Origin of the sequence: Tritonibacter mobilis (genome assembly GCF_001681715.1) — a bacterium.
Taxonomy (GTDB): domain Bacteria; phylum Pseudomonadota; class Alphaproteobacteria; order Rhodobacterales; family Rhodobacteraceae; genus Epibacterium; species Epibacterium mobile.
Window position 1 is genome coordinate 146,275 of sequence record NZ_LNWY01000003.1, and the last position, 17,977, is coordinate 164,251.

Annotated in this window: 18 protein-coding genes; 8 read left to right on the forward strand and 10 right to left on the reverse strand. The window is 61.8% G+C overall.

From position 1 onward, the window contains the following. Positions 1 to 40: 40 nt before the first annotated feature. Positions 41 to 844 carry a helix-turn-helix transcriptional regulator gene (locus UB90_RS02225; RefSeq protein ID WP_065324723.1) on the reverse strand — a complete coding sequence of 268 codons (804 nt, stop codon included), beginning with the start codon at positions 842 to 844 and terminating at the stop codon, positions 41 to 43. A gap of 267 nt (positions 845 to 1,111) precedes the next feature. Between UB90_RS02225 and UB90_RS02230 the strand changes: the two genes are divergently transcribed. Both UB90_RS02230 and UB90_RS02235 read left to right on the forward strand, forming a co-directional pair. After that, positions 1,112 to 1,372: a hypothetical protein gene (locus tag UB90_RS02230; RefSeq protein WP_065324724.1), complete on the forward strand. Its 261-nt coding sequence runs from the start codon at positions 1,112 to 1,114 to the stop codon at positions 1,370 to 1,372. 174 nt (positions 1,373 to 1,546) lie between these two features. Further along, positions 1,547 to 3,832 carry a glycosyl hydrolase family 28-related protein gene (locus tag UB90_RS02235; RefSeq protein ID WP_065324725.1) on the forward strand — a complete coding sequence of 762 codons (2,286 nt, stop codon included), beginning with the start codon at positions 1,547 to 1,549 and terminating at the stop codon, positions 3,830 to 3,832. On the opposite strand, the gene UB90_RS02240 is transcribed toward UB90_RS02235, so the two are convergent. Beyond that, a complete protein-coding gene (locus tag UB90_RS02240; RefSeq protein WP_065324855.1) occupies positions 3,829 to 4,344 on the reverse strand; it encodes a HugZ family pyridoxamine 5'-phosphate oxidase in 516 nt (171 codons plus the stop codon). The two genes, UB90_RS02235 and UB90_RS02240, sit on opposite strands and share 4 nt — an antisense overlap. A gap of 62 nt (positions 4,345 to 4,406) precedes the next feature. Further along, complete coding sequence (locus tag UB90_RS02245; protein WP_065324726.1) at positions 4,407 to 5,069, reverse strand: hypothetical protein; 663 nt, start codon at positions 5,067 to 5,069, stop codon at positions 4,407 to 4,409. A 103-nt stretch (positions 5,070 to 5,172) separates the two neighbouring features. Here UB90_RS02245 and UB90_RS02250 point away from each other — a divergent pair, with 103 nt between their 5' ends. Continuing rightward, positions 5,173 to 5,493 carry an antibiotic biosynthesis monooxygenase family protein gene (locus UB90_RS02250; protein ID WP_065322252.1) on the forward strand — a complete coding sequence of 107 codons (321 nt, stop codon included), beginning with the start codon at positions 5,173 to 5,175 and terminating at the stop codon, positions 5,491 to 5,493. Here UB90_RS02250 and UB90_RS02255 read toward each other — a convergent pair. The 4 genes from UB90_RS02255 to UB90_RS02270 all read right to left on the reverse strand — a co-directional run bounded on the left by UB90_RS02255 (position 5,431) and on the right by UB90_RS02270 (position 8,421). Then, a complete protein-coding gene (locus tag UB90_RS02255) occupies positions 5,431 to 6,054 on the reverse strand; it encodes a hypothetical protein (RefSeq protein ID WP_065324727.1) in 624 nt (207 codons plus the stop codon). The genes UB90_RS02250 and UB90_RS02255 overlap by 63 nt on opposite strands. 101 nt (positions 6,055 to 6,155) lie before the next feature. Beyond that, entirely contained in the window at positions 6,156 to 6,554 is a 399-nt protein-coding gene (locus tag UB90_RS02260) for a hypothetical protein (RefSeq protein WP_005664176.1), read from the reverse strand. Positions 6,555 to 6,676: 122 nt separating this feature from the next. Further along, entirely contained in the window at positions 6,677 to 7,600 is a 924-nt protein-coding gene (locus UB90_RS02265; protein ID WP_065324728.1) for an MYG1 family protein, read from the reverse strand. 143 nt (positions 7,601 to 7,743) lie between these two features. Continuing rightward, complete coding sequence (locus UB90_RS02270; protein ID WP_065324856.1) at positions 7,744 to 8,421, reverse strand: arylesterase; 678 nt, start codon at positions 8,419 to 8,421, stop codon at positions 7,744 to 7,746. Between the two features lie 51 nt (positions 8,422 to 8,472). On the opposite strand from UB90_RS02270, the gene UB90_RS02275 reads away from it, so the two are divergent. Both UB90_RS02275 and UB90_RS02280 read left to right on the forward strand, forming a co-directional pair. Beyond that, complete coding sequence (locus tag UB90_RS02275; RefSeq protein WP_065324729.1) at positions 8,473 to 9,177, forward strand: ABC transporter ATP-binding protein; 705 nt, start codon at positions 8,473 to 8,475, stop codon at positions 9,175 to 9,177. Further along, on the forward strand, positions 9,174 to 11,714 hold the full coding sequence (locus UB90_RS02280) for an ABC transporter permease (RefSeq protein ID WP_065324730.1): 2,541 nt from the start codon (positions 9,174 to 9,176) through the stop codon (positions 11,712 to 11,714). The genes UB90_RS02275 and UB90_RS02280 overlap by 4 nt, the downstream gene beginning before the upstream one ends. 12 nt (positions 11,715 to 11,726) lie before the next feature. Here UB90_RS02280 and UB90_RS02285 read toward each other — a convergent pair whose 3' ends face one another. Continuing rightward, positions 11,727 to 12,194 carry an RrF2 family transcriptional regulator gene (locus tag UB90_RS02285; RefSeq protein WP_009176728.1) on the reverse strand — a complete coding sequence of 156 codons (468 nt, stop codon included), beginning with the start codon at positions 12,192 to 12,194 and terminating at the stop codon, positions 11,727 to 11,729. Positions 12,195 to 12,297: 103 nt separating this feature from the next. Between UB90_RS02285 and UB90_RS02290 the strand changes: the two genes are divergently transcribed. Further along, positions 12,298 to 12,867: a gamma-glutamylcyclotransferase family protein gene (locus UB90_RS02290; protein WP_065324731.1), complete on the forward strand. Its 570-nt coding sequence runs from the start codon at positions 12,298 to 12,300 to the stop codon at positions 12,865 to 12,867. Continuing rightward, positions 12,864 to 14,048, forward strand: a complete 1,185-nt coding sequence (locus tag UB90_RS02295; protein WP_065324732.1) for a DUF2254 domain-containing protein — start codon at positions 12,864 to 12,866, stop codon at positions 14,046 to 14,048. Before UB90_RS02290 ends, UB90_RS02295 begins: the two co-directional genes overlap by 4 nt. Before the next feature lie 61 nt (positions 14,049 to 14,109). Here UB90_RS02295 and gltX read toward each other — a convergent pair whose 3' ends face one another. Beyond that, positions 14,110 to 15,435, reverse strand: a complete 1,326-nt coding sequence (gltX, locus tag UB90_RS02300) for a glutamate--tRNA ligase (protein WP_065324733.1) — start codon at positions 15,433 to 15,435, stop codon at positions 14,110 to 14,112. A 227-nt stretch (positions 15,436 to 15,662) separates the two neighbouring features. Here gltX and UB90_RS02305 point away from each other — a divergent pair, with 227 nt between their 5' ends. After that, entirely contained in the window at positions 15,663 to 16,601 is a 939-nt protein-coding gene (locus tag UB90_RS02305; RefSeq protein ID WP_065324734.1) for an MBL fold metallo-hydrolase, read from the forward strand. Here the strand turns inward: UB90_RS02305 and UB90_RS02310 are convergent. Continuing rightward, complete coding sequence (locus tag UB90_RS02310; RefSeq protein ID WP_065324735.1) at positions 16,598 to 17,899, reverse strand: NAD(P)/FAD-dependent oxidoreductase; 1,302 nt, start codon at positions 17,897 to 17,899, stop codon at positions 16,598 to 16,600. The genes UB90_RS02305 and UB90_RS02310 overlap by 4 nt on opposite strands. Positions 17,900 to 17,977: the final 78 nt, after the last annotated feature.

Sequence of the window (17,977 nt, forward strand, 5' to 3'; positions counted from 1 at the left end):
TATCGTCAGACGAGCATAAGGCGAGCATAAATAGCCTTCCTTAAAAATGCAGACGCCCCGGCTCCGCTTCAGAGAGCGCAAGGACGGAATCATAGAGCACCATGATATCGGCAGGGATCTCTGATCTCAGCTTGATCCCCGTCAACAACTGGTTGGGTTCCTGCTCCACTTCCCGCCCGATAAATTTCAAAGCTGTGATACTTGTGGTCACGCGCGCGCCACTGATAAAACGGTGCCCCATCTTCTGCCCAGCCAGCTCTGCGCCATAGCCATCCAGACGCCGCAACGCCATCGACCCCATAGTGTTGCGGACGCGGGTATTGGTCTGAAACACGGTCACTTTTCCCTCGGCCTCATAGTAGCGCCCCCAGAATTCTTGAGGGACAATGGTGCCATCGGCACGCGCGGCCTGATTATATCGATAGTACAACCCACCGGTTTTCTGGGGGATAAAATGCGTGAGGCTCAGGACGAACTGATCACTCGGGTCTCCATAGCGGGTGATTTCCCAATAAAACCCCGGTTCGACCAATCCTGTGTTGGGTGATGCGTTTTCATTAAACAACTGGTCTAGCGGCATTTTCTCAGGATCTGCCTCTCTCGTCACAGCTTGCCCGGCCAAACTGTCCAAAGACACACCAAGCGCCGATGCGATCCGGTAGGCCGTCGCCAATGAGGGGATGTTCTCACCGCTTAGATACCGGTTGAACTGCTGCCGATTGAGGCCCGCGTTCTTGCAGATGTGAGCGATTGCCCCGCGTTTTTCAACAAGCTCACCGAGCTGCGCAGAGAACAGATCACGTTCAAATGCACTCCCGCTCTTGTTTTGGGATTCCTCAGACACTTTAGGCACTCGTTAAAATGAATGTTTCAATAGATACGCATCCGCTTACTTTAGCAGCAAATACGTGACGAACCACTCGAATATTCTGAATTTCTTGCACAGAAGTTTTTAGAAAACTAAAGTTACGAAATTCAACCAGAGGCCTATGTGCGCTACCATCATAAACGTCAGAGTGTTGCACAAAGGTATGTCCCTCCCAACTTCACCGGGGTGCAGCGCATCTGACGAACGCAGAGAAAAGCCTTTGAACCGGGTTATGGTGTTTTGATGAATGGTGTTGTCATTTGGGTCGATGCAGAGAGCAGTGAGGCAATCGTCTGGTGCGACGACCATGACGAACTGGCTTATTGCGACCTATCCCTTGAAGAAAGCATCCGCCCTTGCACGCCCGGCATTTGGGTCACATTTCGCCTGAAGGACGATACCGGAGTGCGCGTTGCATATGACATTGCTCCAGCCGCTCATCCCGACTCGCCCGATCTTGCTTTGCTTCTGCGTTCACCTCTTCAGACGGGTTTTCTGCTCTAGCCTGTCCGCACACCGCTCACGGCATGGGGTCCCACTGCGGGGCCCCATTTCCTTTGGACGCAAGCCTGCGCCGGGTGTTGCCCATGGGGCGTACGCCCTCCTGAGTGAGAGTTAAATTCAAACTGGTAAAACCCTTCCTCACTCCCGGCGTGGTGGAACAGGAAAGGGTTTTTCATGAACAAGGCAATCACCGACGGTCTGCAACTGATGCCGCCCGCGTTTAGCGACGGATTGGGCGTCTGGTCCAGCGGCGACGGCACACCCGGCTCTGACACCTATGACGGGGCGGCAAATGCTGCCGTGGTTGCCGGGGACGCCGATTTTGGCGGCTGTCTGGAGCTGCAAAAGACCGACAGTACCCAGCGGCTGCGCTACATGGGCGAAACGCCGATCCTGCCGGGCTGCTACCTGCGGGTGACCGCGCGCGTCAAAGCCATGAGCGGCGCTTTTCCCACCGTGCGCATCGCGGGCTGGGCCGGGGCGGCCAACAACTCCCATGTCTCTGGCGTGGTTGAGAGCGGGCCGGGCATCACCCTCAGCGCCTATGGCGAGGTGGTCGAGGTGCAGGCCATCGTCGGCACCGGCAGCCGCTCTGGCGTCGATATGCCTTGGGGGCTGGACGCCGCCTACGGGCACCTCGGGCTGAATCTGACCGGGGCCAATGGTGGTGTGATCCGCGTCGACGACATCGCGATCGAGGATATCACCAGCGTCTTTTTGCGCGATATGCTGAGCGTGGTGGATGTGACCGATTTTGGCGCCGTGGGCGATGGCACCACCAATTGCCACGCCGCGTTCGAGGCGGCGGATGACGCCGCCAATGGCCGTCGCATTCTGGTGCCCGAGGGCGAATTTCAGATCAACAACACGCTTTCGCTCAATCATGATGTGATCTTTGAGGGCACATTGTCGATGCCCGACAGCGCGATGCTCCTGCTGACCAAGAGCTATGACTACCCGACTTATGCGGCGGCGTTTGGGGATGAGGAACTGGCCTTTAAGAAGGCGTTTCAGGCGCTGTTGAACAGTGTCGATCACGAAAGCCTCGACCTCGGCGGGCGCAGCATCGCCGTCAGCGGCCCCATCGACATGCAGGCGGCGGTGCCCAACCGGACCAGCTATGCCACCCGCCGCTATATCCGCAACGGCCAGTTCACGGCGCAGGCGGGCGCGAGTTGGGATCATGACGTGGTCACCGCGCAGGCGACCTATGACAGCTCAGACAAGAAGAAACTGACCAATGTGGCCAATATCTCGGCCATTCCGGTGGGGGCGCTGGTCGAGGGTGCAGGTGTCGGGCGCGAGGTCTATGTCACCGCAAAGAACGTCGGCGCGACCGAGCTGACCCTGAGCCAGCCCTTGTATGACGCCGAAGGGACGCAGAATTTCACCTTCACCGCGTTCAAATACATGCTGGATTTCTCCGGCTTCTCGGCGCTGAAGAAGTTCGGCATCTCAGGCGTGGAATTCCAGTGCAACGGCGTCGCCAGCGCGGTGCGTCTGGCGCCGGCGGGCACCGTGTTCGCGTTGCATGATTGTTTCTTTACCCGCCCCAAGGCGCGCGGGATCACCTCGATCGGCAGCGGCTGTCAGGGCATGCTGGTGGACAATTGCCAGTTCCTGTCGGACGAGGACGCCATGGATGTGGCGGATCGCGAGAGTATTGCGCTCAACGTGAACTCCAACGATGTGAAGCTGCGCCACAACCGCGCCACGCGGTTCCTGCATTGGGCGGTGATGGCCGGGTCAAACCACACGGTCACCGGCAACCATTTCTTTCAGGGCGACAGCGTTGCGGGCGGCATCCGCACCGCCGGGATTGTTGTGACCGACACCTATGCCTCGCACACGATCTCGGAAAACTACATCGACAACTGCTTTATCGAGTGGACCAATGAATATGACGCAAACCCCGATTTCACCGGCGGGTTCTCCTTTGCGGCCATGTCGATCACCGACAATGTGTTCCTCAGCGGTGATGTGGCGAGCTGGTTCAGCTATATCGTGATAAAGCCTTATGGCAGCGGGCATTTTCTGAATGGGGTATCGGTGACCGGCAACAAGTTCCGGTCGATCAACGGCACCATCGACCGGGCCGAGCGGGTTGATACCAGCTTTGCTACTCTCGATTTCTCGCGCTCAAAGGACGTATTCTTTGACGCCAACAGCTTTCACAATGTCAGCACCCAGTGCCGCAATCCGCTGCGGGTGGAGTTTGACCAGAACACGGCCGCCAGTACCTGGACCATACCCACCGGCGGCACGCTGCCGTTTCAGGGCTACAGCCGCGCGGTGGATGCGGTGATCATTGAGGGATCACTGCGCGGCAGCAGCGGCGCGGTGGTTTACCCCGGCCACTATGTGCGCACGCAGGAGGGCAGCAATAATGACGAGATCGACATCGTCTGGGAACAGGCCGTGCGCGGCACCGTACGGGCGCTGATCCGCATCGACCGCTAGGCGCTCAGGCCCAGATCGGCAGGTGTGAGCACACAAGCCTTTCCAAAACCGCCGTTCAAAAAGGCCTCATCAATCTGGAACCGCACGAAGTGGAAATCGGCAAAGCCTATGTAGAGCTTGGCCTTGGGGTGGCGGCGCAGATACTGCGCGGCCATCTCCTCATGCGCGGGGCAGGCGTTGGGCAGGATCTCGGCGCGTCCGTTCAGGGTCAGGCGCGGATGCGTCAGCGGATCGCCCTTGTCGCCGGGCTCCCCGATCAGGAGCGACATCTGCGGACGCGCGGCCATCGCCTGCGTGTGCTGCGCCAGTGTGGACACCAGAGAGATCGGTCTCCCCCCAGTATCCAGCGCAAAGGCCACGCGGCTCTGCACAGGGTGACCTGCCGCGCTGAGCGTGGCCAATGCGGCAAATGTCGCGCTCTGCATCAAATCGGACGCGAGGCCGCGCGCCTCATCATCGGTGGGGCGGATGGGTGATTTTGGTTCTTTCGGGGTATTTGTATTTTCTGGCACGGCTGCGCTCTCCGGTTTGCAAAACAGGCCGGGCGGGCGGATCACAATCCGGCTGGCGAGGCTCAAAACCTGTGCCACAACTCCACCGTCAGTCCAAGCCGCTCCGCGCCAAAAGACCGCCACTCCAACCCGGTCAGCACTTCTCGTTGAGGTGAAATCTGCCAGCGCAGCCCCGGCAGCGCCTTCCAGATCATCTCACCGCCGTCTGGCTGATAGAGTTCCGTACGCAGGATTACAGAAGGTCCGGTTTTGCGCGCAATCCCCAAGGCGCTGTCGAGCTTCCACGCGGTGAGATCCCCGCCACGCCGCCATTCGCGTGTGAGATCAAAATTAACCCAACCATCGCGGCCCTGCCACGACAGGCCGCGGCCCGCAGAGAGGCTGAGCTGCCGCATGCCGGACCACTGCGCCCCGTCGCGCCCGAACCCGCTTGCAAGCTCAAACGCCAATTGCCAGCCCTGATCCGATTGGCGCAGCGGCAGCCGCGCAAACACAAGAGCATGGGCGCTCTTGGTCTTCATATCCGTGCTGTGATGCAGATCGAGACCAAAGGTCAGCCGCCGCGATCCCCCATAAGCGACATAGCCGCTGAGCTCTTGTCCGGACGCGCGCGCCCTGAGCGCGGTTGAGGTGAAACCACCGCCCTTTTGCTCCAGCCACGCCCCCGCCATAGCAGGCAGCGACCACAGCTGGCCTAAAAGAGCAATGAGGATGGGCAGACGCATCGGCCAAGCCTTTTGAAATCACACCCACTCCACCTATGGTAGAGCAAGCCGATGTAGACTTTCAAGCGCATTGGATTACGCTTTGAAAAGGGAGGACGTTCTCATGCCGACAATCAAGAAGTCAGACGATTTACAGACGGTCATCACCACCTTCGAGGTCACTCCGGGCACCTGTCAGGATTTGATCGACACGCTGGAGGCCGCCTATGCAGAATTCATCTCGCATCAGCCGGGATTTATCGCCGCCGGGCTGCATGTGAATGACGCACAAACGCGGGTCGCCAATTACTCGCAATGGCAAAAGCGTGAGGACTTTATGGAGATGCTGCGCTCAACAGAGATGCGCAAGCGCAACCGAGAGCTAAATGCGCTGTGCCGCAGTTTTGAGCCGGTGATGTATGATGTGGTCACGACATTCGGCTAGGCGCGGGATCAAAGGAGCCCCTTGGTGTTGCGCAGCGAGGGCCGCGCGTATCATGGCATAATTGGCACCGATCGCATCCGCGATGTCTTGGAAATGCGGCTTTTGCAGCGGCCCCGTTGCGCGCAGGAGTGACGCCCTCGCCTCTTCCATCGCGCGCAGGGTTTCACGTTTCACCGCCTCCTGCGTGCAGGGTTTGATCGCGCCATAGCTCATGATGCCTCGGCGCAAGCGCGTCGCGGTGGGGTCGGCATTGGCTGCAACCATCTCGCCAACCCGCCGCTCTACGCTGTTGAGCGCCTCATAGGCGGGCAGATAATCAATGCTTCCTTTGATCAGTCGCGCCGCAATATTGTAAGATTTCACAATACAATCAAAGCGGTAGGCATCAAACAGCTGAAGACACAAGCCAACCTCATGCTCCAGCGTCCGCACCACGTCGCGCGTTGTACGCTGATTGACTGTATTGTTGGAGCCGTCACTCGCCGCGATAAAATTTCGCGCCATCGCTAAGGGGGCGTTGAGACACAGAAAAACAACTAGAACACTGATCAAAACACGCATGATCAACCCATCCTTTCGATGAGATCATCTGCGTGAGAATACCATAAAATCCGTCGTGGGCGTATAGCACTCTGCGCTCGCGCGACGGGGAAAAGCGCGGCTTATTTGGCTTTTTCAGGATAGAGCACCCGACATTGCGCGGCGGCCTCTGCGGCGCGGCTTTGGGCGGCGGGCAGCGCGTCCTGAAGCCGGCGCAGTTTCTTGCGCTCTTCTTTTACGTCGATACTGACCGGGGTCTCAATCGTGCGATAATAGGTCTCTGGACAGGGGTAGTAGCCGACCACTTTACCGTCGTTGACCCGTCGGCAACTGTAGAAAACCGTCTCTGGCACGGTCTGTCGATGGATCGCGTAACCGCGCGTGATATTGGCTTCGGTCTCTTTGATCTTGTTCAGAATCTGCGTTTGTTCTGAGGCCCCTTTGCGGATGCAACGTTCCTGAGGCGTGGCGCAGGCGGCGAGCACCGCAAGGGCAGAAAGGGTCAGAGAGACACGGAACATGAAAGGCGTCCTATGATTGCAGCAAATCGGTTTTATTATGCCAATACCTTAGCAGATATGCCCTTGTTATTCGATATCAACGCCAACCCCGTGCCCCGGCAGCAAAAAGCCATTGCGGCTGCTTACTCCGTCACCTCAGCCACCGCGAGTTCGGCCATTTTTAAGATCGCATCGCGGCTGTCGGCAATCGCAAGGAAGCGGGCGTTGTGGCAGAATTTCGCGCCCTCCACCCCGGAGGCCTGCTCCAGCGCCGCATCGGTAAGACCCGCCCATGCGGCAGGCAGATCGGCGCGGGTCTCGAACGTGTCGTCGCCCGTGCGGATCGTGGTCAGCGCCCAATCGGAATTGCGCGGGTGGACCACAAACAACAGATGATCCGCGCCCGCGCGCTCGACCGCGCCGCGAAAGGGCATACCCATGGGCAGTTCCAGCACGCGGCCTGTGCCTGCATCTTTGATTGCGGTCAAAACCACATCGGCGGCGCGCAGCTTGGCCGCCTTATGGCGGATGCGGGCCTCAACAATGGCTCTGGCCACCGTAAGCGCAGCATGAAAGGCCGTATCATCGGCCCCCTCGCTGCGGTCATCAAACACCGGTTTCAGGCTCTCCAGCAGCACCGGCAGCGTGAGGCCTGCAAACAGCGGCCCCGCCTCTGCCGTGTCCACCGCGCCATTGTCCAACAGGTCCACAGGGCGCACAAAATCCTCGTCAAATGCGGCGTGGACCTGCTCCAGATCTTTCTCCGGCACCGCCTGCGCACGCAGATAGTCACGCCCAAACTCCGCCCAGATCAGACCAAAGGAGCTATAAGGCTGCCCATTCGGGCGCAGCGGGTTGGGGCGCTGGTGGTGGTCGAAAATCCCGGCACCTGCATCAAATTGCCCACCCACATCATAGATGATCCGCCCTTCAGCCGGGGCGATCCAAGATTTGTCGCGCGTCCGTACCAGCTCGGCCTCGGGATAAAGGCGGCTCAGGATGACGGTCGAGAGCAGTTCATCCGCGTGAAAACCGCCCGAATGGGTGACAAGATGGGAAATGGTCATGGGCGCGCCTCGCGTAGCAGGGGCGACCTTGGGCCGCCTTTTGGGGTGCCATGGGCAATAGCGCGCGCAACGTCAAGCGTCACCTTATTGCGGGTCACAGGATTGCGCGCATTTAACTAAAAATCACTCGCCCAAAGGCCGCTTCACCCGCCGCTTTGGGCCGAAACCTCTGTAAGACGCTGCATAAACGCGCGCAGGGTCGGCTCCATCGCTTTGATGTTAAGCGCAACCCCGCGTGCGTTTGGGTGGATGCCGTCATCTTGCATAAACGCCCCCATTTGGGCCGGGTCCTCGCCGGTCTCTGCCGCCATGCCAGCAAAGGCAAACGGATGCAGAACCAAATCATACGCCTGCGTCAGATCAGGGTAGATGCTGTCAAAGGCAGCCTTGTAATCCGCGCCGTAGTTGCCCGGCGCCTGCATGCCGATCAGCATGACCTCCGCCCCTGCCGCGCGCGAGGCCTCTATGATGCGCGTCAGGTTGGCGCGCGTGTCTTCGGGCGGCAGGGCGCGCAACAGGTCATTGCCGCCCAAGAGCACAATCACCCCATCGGGTTGATCCGCCAAGGTCCAGTCGATCCGTGCCGCGCCCCCTGCGGTGGTGTCTCCAGATACGCCCGCGTTGGTCAGCGCCACATCATAGCCCTCGGTGTCGAACCAGACCTGCAGTTGCGCGACCAAGCCCTGGTCCTGCGGCAAGCCGTAGCCCTGCACCAGACTGTCACCAAAGGCGGTAATGCGCAGGGGCTCTGCCCAAGCAGTGGTCAAAAGCAAGGGAATGCTAACCAAACTGACCACAATTTGCCTAAGAAACTTGCGCATGGCGTTGGACACTCCATATCCATTTGAGATCAAAAAGACAGGTAGCCCCATATGAGCAACGACGCCCGCCCCGTTCTTACGCTTCAAGATGTGCATTTGTCGCTCAATGGCAATACCGGCCCGGTACGTATCCTCGAAGAGATCACTCTGGATGTCGAGGCGGGCGAGACGCTGGCGCTGGTGGGACCATCGGGGTCCGGGAAGTCCTCGCTCTTGATGGTGATGGGCGGACTGGAGCAGGCAACAGGCGGCAGCGTGCGCGCCATGGGCGAGGATCTGACTCGGCTGAGTGAGGACGCCTTGGCCCGGTTCCGCCGCGCCCATATGGGGGTGGTGTTTCAGAGCTTTCACCTGATCCCGACGATGACAGCGCTGGAAAATGTCGCCACACCATTGGAACTGGCTGGCGCGCGTGATGCGTTTGACCGCGCCCGCGAGGAACTGAAAGCCGTGGGGCTGGGCCATCGCTGCGATCATATGCCCGCGCAGATGTCCGGCGGCGAACAGCAGCGGGTGGCGCTGGCCCGTGCGGTGGTGACGCGGCCCGAGATCCTCCTGGCGGACGAACCCACCGGCAATCTCGATCAGGCCAATGGTGCGCAGGTGATGGATCTGCTGTTTGATCTGCGCGACCGGCATGGCTCCACGCTGGTGATGGTGACGCATGCGCCTGAGCTGGCCGAGCGCTGCGACCGCACGGTGCATTTGCGCGATGGTCGCATCCTGACAAACGCCCAGCGTGAGGCGGCGGAATGAGCGTTGAGACAGCGGCTCCGAGCCAATTTCGCCTTGCGTGGCGCTTTGCCCTGCGCGAATTGCGCGGCGGCCTGCGCGGCTTTCGTCTGTTTCTCGCCTGCCTTGCGCTGGGGGTCGGTGTCATTGCCGCCATCGGCTCCATCCGGGCGTCGATCGAGGCGGGGCTTGCGCGCGAAGGCGCGAGTCTTTTGGGGGGCGATGCGGAGCTGACATTCACCTATCGCTTTGCTTCCGAGGGTGAATCCGCCTGGATGGAGGAGATCGCCCGTGATCGCTCCGAGGTGGTGGAGTTTCGCTCGATGGCCGTGGTGGGGGAAGAACGCGCGCTGACCCAAGTGAAGTCGGTGGATGCCGCCTACCCTCTGCGCGGTGAGGTCCGCCTGACCTCGGGCCAGCCCCTGCACGCAGCACTGGCTGAGGTCGATGGCCGCCCCGGCGCGGTGATGGAAAAGGTGCTGGCTGACCGGCTGGGCCTGAACGAGGGCGACGGGTTTCGCCTCGGCACGCAGGAGTTCCGCCTGAGCGGCCTCCTCGCGTGGGAGCCGGATGCCGCCGGGTCCGGGTTTTCCATCGGGCCGCGCACCTTGGTGCGCACCGAGGCCTTGGCGCAATCGGGCCTTTTGGCACCGGGCACGCTCTATTCCACCCAATACCGCCTGACCTTACCACCAGAGGCCGACCTGCAGGCGCTGGAACAGGACGCCCGCGCACGGTTTGAGGACAGCGGCATGCGCTGGCGCGATGCCCGCAATGGCGCGCCGGGAATTGCGCGTTTTGTCGAGCGTTTGGGCGCGTTTCTGGTGCTGGTCGGCCTCTCTGGCCTGGCGGTCGGGGGCGTCGGGGTCTCAACGGCGGTGCGCGCGTACCTCGCCACCAAAACAGAGACGATCGCCACCCTGCGCACCCTCGGGGCCGAGCGGCGGGTGATCTTTCTGACCTATTTTTTGCAAATCGGTGTGCTGTCGCTGTGCGGGATTGCCCTCGGGTTGCTGCTCGGCGGGCTTGGCCCACTGTTGCTGGGGCCGTTGATTGCGGCGCAACTGCCCTTTCCGGCGGTGTTCTCGGTCTATCCCGGCGCGCTGGCGGAATCGGCCCTTTACGGTGTTCTGACCGCACTCTTGTTCACCCTCTGGCCCTTGGCGCGGGCGGAGCGCATCCGGGCGGCGGCGCTCTACCGGGATGCGGTGGGCGGGAAGATCCATTGGCCCGCGCCACGGTACATCCTCGCAACGCTTGCAACACTTGGCCTTCTGATCGCCGCCGCCGCCTTCTTTAGCGGAGCACCGGAGCTGGCGCTCTGGACCGCTGGCGGGCTGATCGGCGCGCTCATCGTGCTGCTGATTGCAGGGGCCGCCATCGGCGCGCTGGCGCGGATGGGCAACCGGGTGGCACGGGGGCGACCGGCCCTGCGCTGGGCGCTGGCGTCGATCTCTTCGACCCGCGAAGGCGCAATGCCAGCGGTCCTGGCGCTGGGGCTTGGCCTCACGGTACTGGCCGCGATTGGCCAGATCGACGGCAACATGCGCCGCGCCATTGCGGGCAACCTGCCGGATGTGGCGCCGTCCTATTTCTTTGTCGATATTCAGCGCGACCAGATGCCCGCCTTTCTGGAGCGTGTCGAGGGGGACTCACAGGTCAGCAAGGTCGACAATGCGCCGATGCTGCGCGGGATCATCACCCGCATCAATGACCGCCCGGCCAAGGAGGTTGCGGGCGATCATTGGGTGATCCGGGGTGATCGCGGCGTGACCTATGCGGCCGCCAAACCCGCAAGCACCAAAGTGACCGCAGGCGCATGGTGGCCCGAGGATTACAATGGGGAGCCCCAGATCTCCTTTGCCGCCGAAGAGGCCGAGGAAATGGGCCTGAAGCTCGGTGATACCATGACCATCAACGTGTTGGGTCGCGACATCACCGGCACCATCACCAGCTTCCGCGAGGTGGATTTTTCCAACGCGGGCATGGGGTTTGTGCTGACCATGAACGAGGCCGCCCTGCGGGGCGCGCCGCATAGTTATATCGCCAGCGTCTATGCCGAAGAGGAGGCCGAGGCGGCAATCCTGCGCGACGTGGCCCGCGCCATGCCCAATATCACCGCAATCCGGGTGCGCGACGCGATCAACCGCGTGTCCGAAATCCTCGGCCAGCTGGCCACCGCCACCGCCTATGGCGCGGCGGCGACCTTGTTCACGGGGTTTCTGGTTCTGTTGGGCACGGCGGCCGCAGCGGAACCTGCGCGGCGCTACGAGGCGGCGCTCTTGAAAACGCTTGGCGCGCCGCGCGGTCAGATCCTGCGCAGCTTTGCGCTGCGCTCGGCCCTGCTGGGCGCGGCGGCGGGGAGTGTGGCGCTTTTGGCGGGCATCCTTGGCGCATGGTCGGTGAGCCATTTTGTGCTGGAGACCGACTATGTGGTGATCTGGCCCAATGCGCTTGGGGTGATCGGCGGCGGCATATTGGTGACGCTCTTTGCCGGGCTGGCCTATGCGCTGCGCCCGCTGGCCGCCCGGCCCGCACGGGTGCTGCGCGCGCGCGACTAGGGGCGCAGACCTCTAGGCGTGCGCGGCCACCGCCGGACCCGGACAGGACACAGGTGCCAAAATGCGTTGCAGATCAAAGTTATCGCAGGTCAGGCTTTCCAATGTGACCCCGTCGAGGGCACTGTAAAAGGCCTCTCCCGCGCGGCTGAGCGCATCGCGCAGGCGGCACGCTTCTACCAAGGGGCAGGTATTGTCGACATCGGCAAAGCACTCCACCATCGGCAGGCCGCCCTCAACCTGCCGGAATACATCGCCAATGCAGATCTCATCAGCGGAGCGGCTCAGGTTCAGCCCGCCATTGCGCCCGCGTTGTGTTTTCAAAAACCCAAGCTGGCTCAGCTGATTGACCACCTGTGCCAGATGGTTCTCCGAGATGTTGCAGCGCTGCGCGATTTCGGATTTTGTAACGAGGCGACCCTCATTGAGGGCGCAATACATCAGCAGACGGACCGCGATATTGGTTCTTTTTGTGATACGCATGTCTGGGGCCCTCTCCCATTGGCGGCGATGGCCCACTGTTGCAAATTAGGACAAAAAGCGGTTTGACATACATCAAAGCTCGCTCAGAAAACGACAAGGCCCCATGACACCGCATTTCTTCGGCTTCGGCAGCCTCGTGAACACCGCCACCCATGTTTATGGCAACACCCGCCCTGCGCGCCTGCAAGGCTGGCGGCGTGCATGGGTCCACACGCCTGAACGCGATCTGGCATTCTTAAGCGTCACCGCCGCGCCCGGCAACGTGATCGAAGGGCTGCTGGCCGCCGTGCCGAATGGCGACTGGGCCGCATTGGATGAGCGGGAAACCGGCTATGTGCGGGTGGATGTGACCGCGCAGGTGGGACATGACATGGCCCCTGCCCCGCAAATCTCGCTCTATCAGGTGCCCGAAGAGACGCAGGACCGGGACGCCAATGGCCACAAGATCCTGATGAGCTATCTCGACGTGGTGCTACGCGGCTATACAGAGGTCTTTGGCGAAGGCGGCGCGCGGGCCTTTATGGCGACGACCGATGGCTGGGACACGCCGATCCTCGATGATCGCGCCACCCCGCGCTATCCGCGCCATCAAGAGATGACCACAGCCGAGCGCGCGTTCCACGATGCGCTGATCGCGGAGGCTGGCGCACGGGTTCTGGCAGACAGCCTATGATGTCGCGCGGCCTCCTGCTGCTGCGGCGCATTGTGCGCCAACTGTGGTTTCGGGTGGTTGCGATTTCGCTGTTCTCCTTGCTGGCGCTTGCGGTGGCTCCCTTGCTGGCCCCTGTGCTGCCGCAAGAATGGGAAGATCGCTTTGGCCGCGATGCGGTATTGCCGGTGCTGACGATCCTTGCCTCCGGCATGCTGGCGGTGACGACATTTTCGCTGAACGTCATGGTCAGCGCCTATCGCACGGCTTCCTCCATGGCGACACCGCGGGTCTATCGGCTGCTGCTGGAAGACACGGTCACCCAGAGCGTGCTGGCGACCTTTACTGGCGGCTTTGTCTATTCCCTGAGCGCGATCATTCTGTTTCGGGCGCAACTCTACCCGCCGGGGGCGGCCTTTGTGGTATTTGTGATGACAGCGCTGGTGGTGGTGCTGATCGTGGTCGCAATCCTGCGTTGGATCGATCACCTGTCGGATTTGGGCAGCATGGACCACACGCTGCGCCTGATCGAAACCCGCACCTGCACCAGTCTGCAAGCCCGCAAGGACACGCCTTGTCTTGGTGGCTGTTGCGGCACGAGCGCGCCGCCATCAGATGCCCGCCCCATTGCAGCAACCCAAAGCGGCTTTGTCCGTTATGTGGATATGGCTGCGCTGAACGCCCGCGCTGACGAGGCGGGCGTCACCCTCTACCTCACCCGGCTGCCCGGTGAATTTGTCCTGCGTGGCCGCCCCGTTGCGGTGGCGGAGGGCGCTGATGAGGCCTTTTGCGAGGAGGCCTGCGACCTCATTGATATCGGTGACATACGCAGCTTCGAACAAGATCCGACCTTTGGTCTGACCCTGCTGGCGGAAACGGCGCAGCGCGCCTTGTCCCCCGGCGTCAATGATCCGGGCACCGCCTATGAGGTCATGGGGCGCATCACCCGCCTGTTATGGGAAAACCTGCCCGAAGACACGAGCGCCACAAAGGCAAAGGCGGATTATCCGCATGTTCACCTGCCACCTGTGACAGCCAAAGACCTGCTGAAGGTAAGTTTTCCACCCATCGCGCTTTATGCAGAAGATGCGCCAGAGGTCATGGCATGGATGGAGACGTCGCTCAAAGCGCTGGAACATCACTCCAACACCGCCATGACAGAGGCCGCCCGCGAGATGCGCCGCAGCTATTTTGACGCGCAGTAGCCCATAAAAAAGCGGGCAGAGCCTGCGCCCTGCCCGCTTTTTGTCTTGGATGCTTCCCGGCTCAGCCGCGCGCGCGCACGGTCTGCATCAAGGCCAGCAGAGCCGACATGTCGGGACCGCGCTCCATGCCGGTTACGGCCTTGCGCAGCGGCATGAACAGACCCTTGCCCTTGCGGCCGGTCTTTTCCTTCACTGCGGCGGTCCATTTGCCCCAGCTCTCAGAGTCGTAAGGGCCTTCGGGCAGCAGGGTCATCGCCTCGGCGATAAACTCCTTGTCCTCTTCGGCGATCAGCGGCTCCGCCCCGTCGCGGCACAGAATCCACCAGCCCTCAAGATCCTTGAGCGTAGTGATGTTTTCCTTTGCGACCGCCCAGAAGGCTGCCTGCTTATCCGCTGGCACACCGATGGCATCAAGCTCTGCCTTGACGGTCTCCACCGGCAGGGTTTGCAGGTAGCGCGCGGTCAGCGGGTAGAGGTCTTCGGCGTCGAACTTGGTCGGAGCAGAGCCGAAACGGTTGATGTCAAACCCCTCGATCAGTTCTGCCATATCGGTGCGCAATTCCACCGGATCAGAGGACCCCAGACGCGCCATCAGCGACAGAAGCGCCATCGGCTTCACGCCCGCCTCGCGCAGATCGCGCAGCGCCAGCGTGCCGAGACGTTTCGAGAGCGCCTCCCCTTGCGGGCCGGTCAGGAGCGAGTGGTGCGCAAATTCCGGGTGCCCAAAGCCAAGGGCCCCCATGATCTGGATCTGGGTCGCGGTATTGGTCACATGGTCAGAGCCGCGCACCACATGGGTGACGCCCATGTCGGTGTCATCGACCACCGAGGCGATGGTATAAAGCACCTGCCCGTCACCGCGGATCAGCACCGGGTCCGAGACAGACGCCGCATCAATGGAGATGTCGCCAAGAATGCCATCGGTCCACTCAATGCGTTCCTGATCGAGCTTGAAGCGCCACACGCCATTGCCACGCTCGGCGCGCAGGGCGTCTTTTTCCGCATCCGACAGCGCCAGTGCGGCGCGGTCATAGACCGGTGGTTTGCCCATATTGAGCTGTTTCTTGCGCTTGAGGTCGAGTTCGGTCGGGGTCTCGAAGGCCTCGTAGAAACGGTTGATCTCGCGCAGCTTGTCGGCGGCCTCGGCATAACGATCGAGCCGCTCGGACTGGCGTTCGACCTTGTCCCAGGTGAGGCCGAGCCATTCGAGATCCTGCTTGATCGCGTCGACGTATACCTCTTTCGAGCGTTCGGGATCGGTGTCATCGATGCGCAGGATGAAGGTGCCGCCGGCCTTGCGGGCGATCAGATAGTTCATCAAGGCGGTGCGCAGGTTGCCCACGTGGATATAGCCGGTGGGCGACGGCGCAAAACGGGTGGTGGTCATCGCAAATCTCCTGTTGAGGTTGCTCTGTCACAGGCGCGCGGAATTGTCCAGTTTTCGCGTCTTTCGCTGCAAAGAGCGCCCCTGTCGGGGCGCGGCCTCCGGCGGGGATATTTGGGAGAAGTTGAAGGCGATGTGGTGCTCCCACGCATTCGTGATCGGGCTTCAGGGGACTTTGCGGGCTGGCGCGCTAGGCTTGGATCATACCACTCAACAGGGAGACCAAGAGGATGACAGTAAAGCTATCCCGCCGTGCCGCGCTGGCCGGTGCCGCCGCCGCCCCGATTGCCGCCAGTGTTGCTGCGCCCCTGCGGGCCGCTGGCGAAGGGGGTGCCATGAAACCCTTGCATGCCCGCGCCTTCAAGGTTGGCGATTATACCGTGCACAGCCTGCTGGCGGGCAGCACCGGGCGCGAAGGGGTGAAAGATATCTTTGGCGGCGGGGCTTCGGATGAAGCGTTTGCAGAGGTCGCTGAGGAGAATTTCATCTCTGACACCAGCGCGCAATTCTATTTTACCCCGACGCTGGTCGATACAGGGTCAGAGAAAATCCTGTTTGATACCGGCCTCAACGCAGGCGGCATCACTTCGGCGCTGGCGGATGCGGGCGTGACACCCGACGAGATTGATGTGGTGGTGCTGACTCATATGCATGGCGACCACATCGGCGGCATGACGGATGACAGCGGCGCTGTGACATTCTCCAATGCGCGCTATGTGACAGCGGCGGCGGAATACGACCACTGGACCGGGCTGCCCGAGGGCAATGGCGGCGCGGATCGGGTGCGAGCCAAGGTGACACCGCAGGCCGAGAAGATGAGTTTTATCGAGGATGGCGGCGCGGTGGCCTCCGGGGTGACCGGCATGGCGGCCTTTGGGCATACGCCGGGGCATATGGTCTACATGATCGAAAGCGGCGGGCAGCAACTTCTGCTGACGGCGGATCTGGCCAATCACTATGTGTTCCCCTTTGCCCATCCCGAATGGCAGACCAGCTTTGACACCGACAAGGATGCGGCCTCGGCAACGCGGCGGCGGGTGCTCTCAATGCTGGCGGACAGCCGCACGCCAATGATCGGCTACCATATGCCGTTCCCGGCTGCGGGCTATGTGGAGACGCGTGGCGACGGGTTCAGGTTTGTCCCGGTCAGCTATCAGATGATGGGTTAAGACCCAAAGCGGCTCAGGCGGAAGGGGCGCGGGTCCACGATGGGCGCGTCCCCCGTCACCAGATCCGCAGTGAGCCGCCCGGCACCGGGACCAAGGCCAAAACCGTGCCCGCTGTAGCCCGTGGAGACAAACAGGCCGGGGCGGACCTGGACTTCGGAGATCACCGGAATTTCATCCGGGGTCACATCAATCAGGCCACCCCAGCTTTGGGTGACATCGGCCTTTTCCAGTGCTGGGAAAGCGTCGCGCACCGCCGCAAGCCCACGGCGCAGCGCCTTTTGTGAGGGCTGAGGATCAAGCACGCGGGTTTCCTCAAAGGCGGTACGGTCCTGTCCAGTCCAAGGGCGGGCCTCGCGGGCCTCGATGCGCCAGCGGTTGGAGAGGCGAAACCGCAGGGCAGTGACATCCTGCAGAAAGGCCGGAATAAAGTGGTGCCCGATGCGGAACGTGTCGGGCACGATATCAAAGGTGTTTTCGCCGCCCGAGGCAACGGTATAGCCGCCATCTGCACGTTTGCGCAGACCAAAGCCCGCCGCCCAAAGCGCGGTTTCAGGGACACCTTCGACCGGAGAGAGGCGCATCACGGAATTGAGCACCTTGAGTTGTGGCAGGAAGATGCCCTCGTTGCGCAGGAACAAGCGCGACCAGGCCCCGCCCGCAACCACCACAGCCGTTGCGGTCACGCGGCCCTTTTCGGTGACAACACCCCGAATGCGCCCGGCTTCCACATCCAGTGTGCGCACAGCACAGCCAGCGACCACCACGGCCCCTTTGTCGCGCGCAGCCGAAGCAATCGCATGCGTGGCCATCTGCGGTTCGGCGCAGCCGTCCTGAGGTGTGTGAAAGCCCGCGCGCAACCGATGACCATAGCCCGGTGTCAGCGCCTCCAGAGCCGCGCCGCGCAGCATATGGCCTTCGCCACCAATCGCCTTGAGATGCTCCGCCCAGGCCAACAACTCCGCCTCGCGCTTGCGGCTGCCTGCGGTGAACATGATGCCGCGTTTGGCATAACCCGTCGCGTAGCCGGTACGTGCGTCGAGCCCCTCCCAGATGCGCTGGGAATGGGTCATCAGTTCCATCTCGCGGGGGTCGCGCTGCGACATGCGCACCCAGCCCCAATTGCGTGAGCTTTGTTCGCCCGCAATCTGACCCTTTTCGCACAATAGCACCGAATGGCCCCGTTCAGCGAGTTCCAGCGCCGTGGATGCGCCAACGATTCCACCGCCGATCACGACGACATCAACCGCGTTTGGCAGCACGCGGTCCGAATTGAAATGAGGCAGCTGTGGTCCGGGCATGGGTCAGTTCTAGTCCGTGGGCGAAGAGCGGGTCTAGCCGCGTATAAGGCTCTGTCGGCCAGTTCCTCTGGCCTGTGT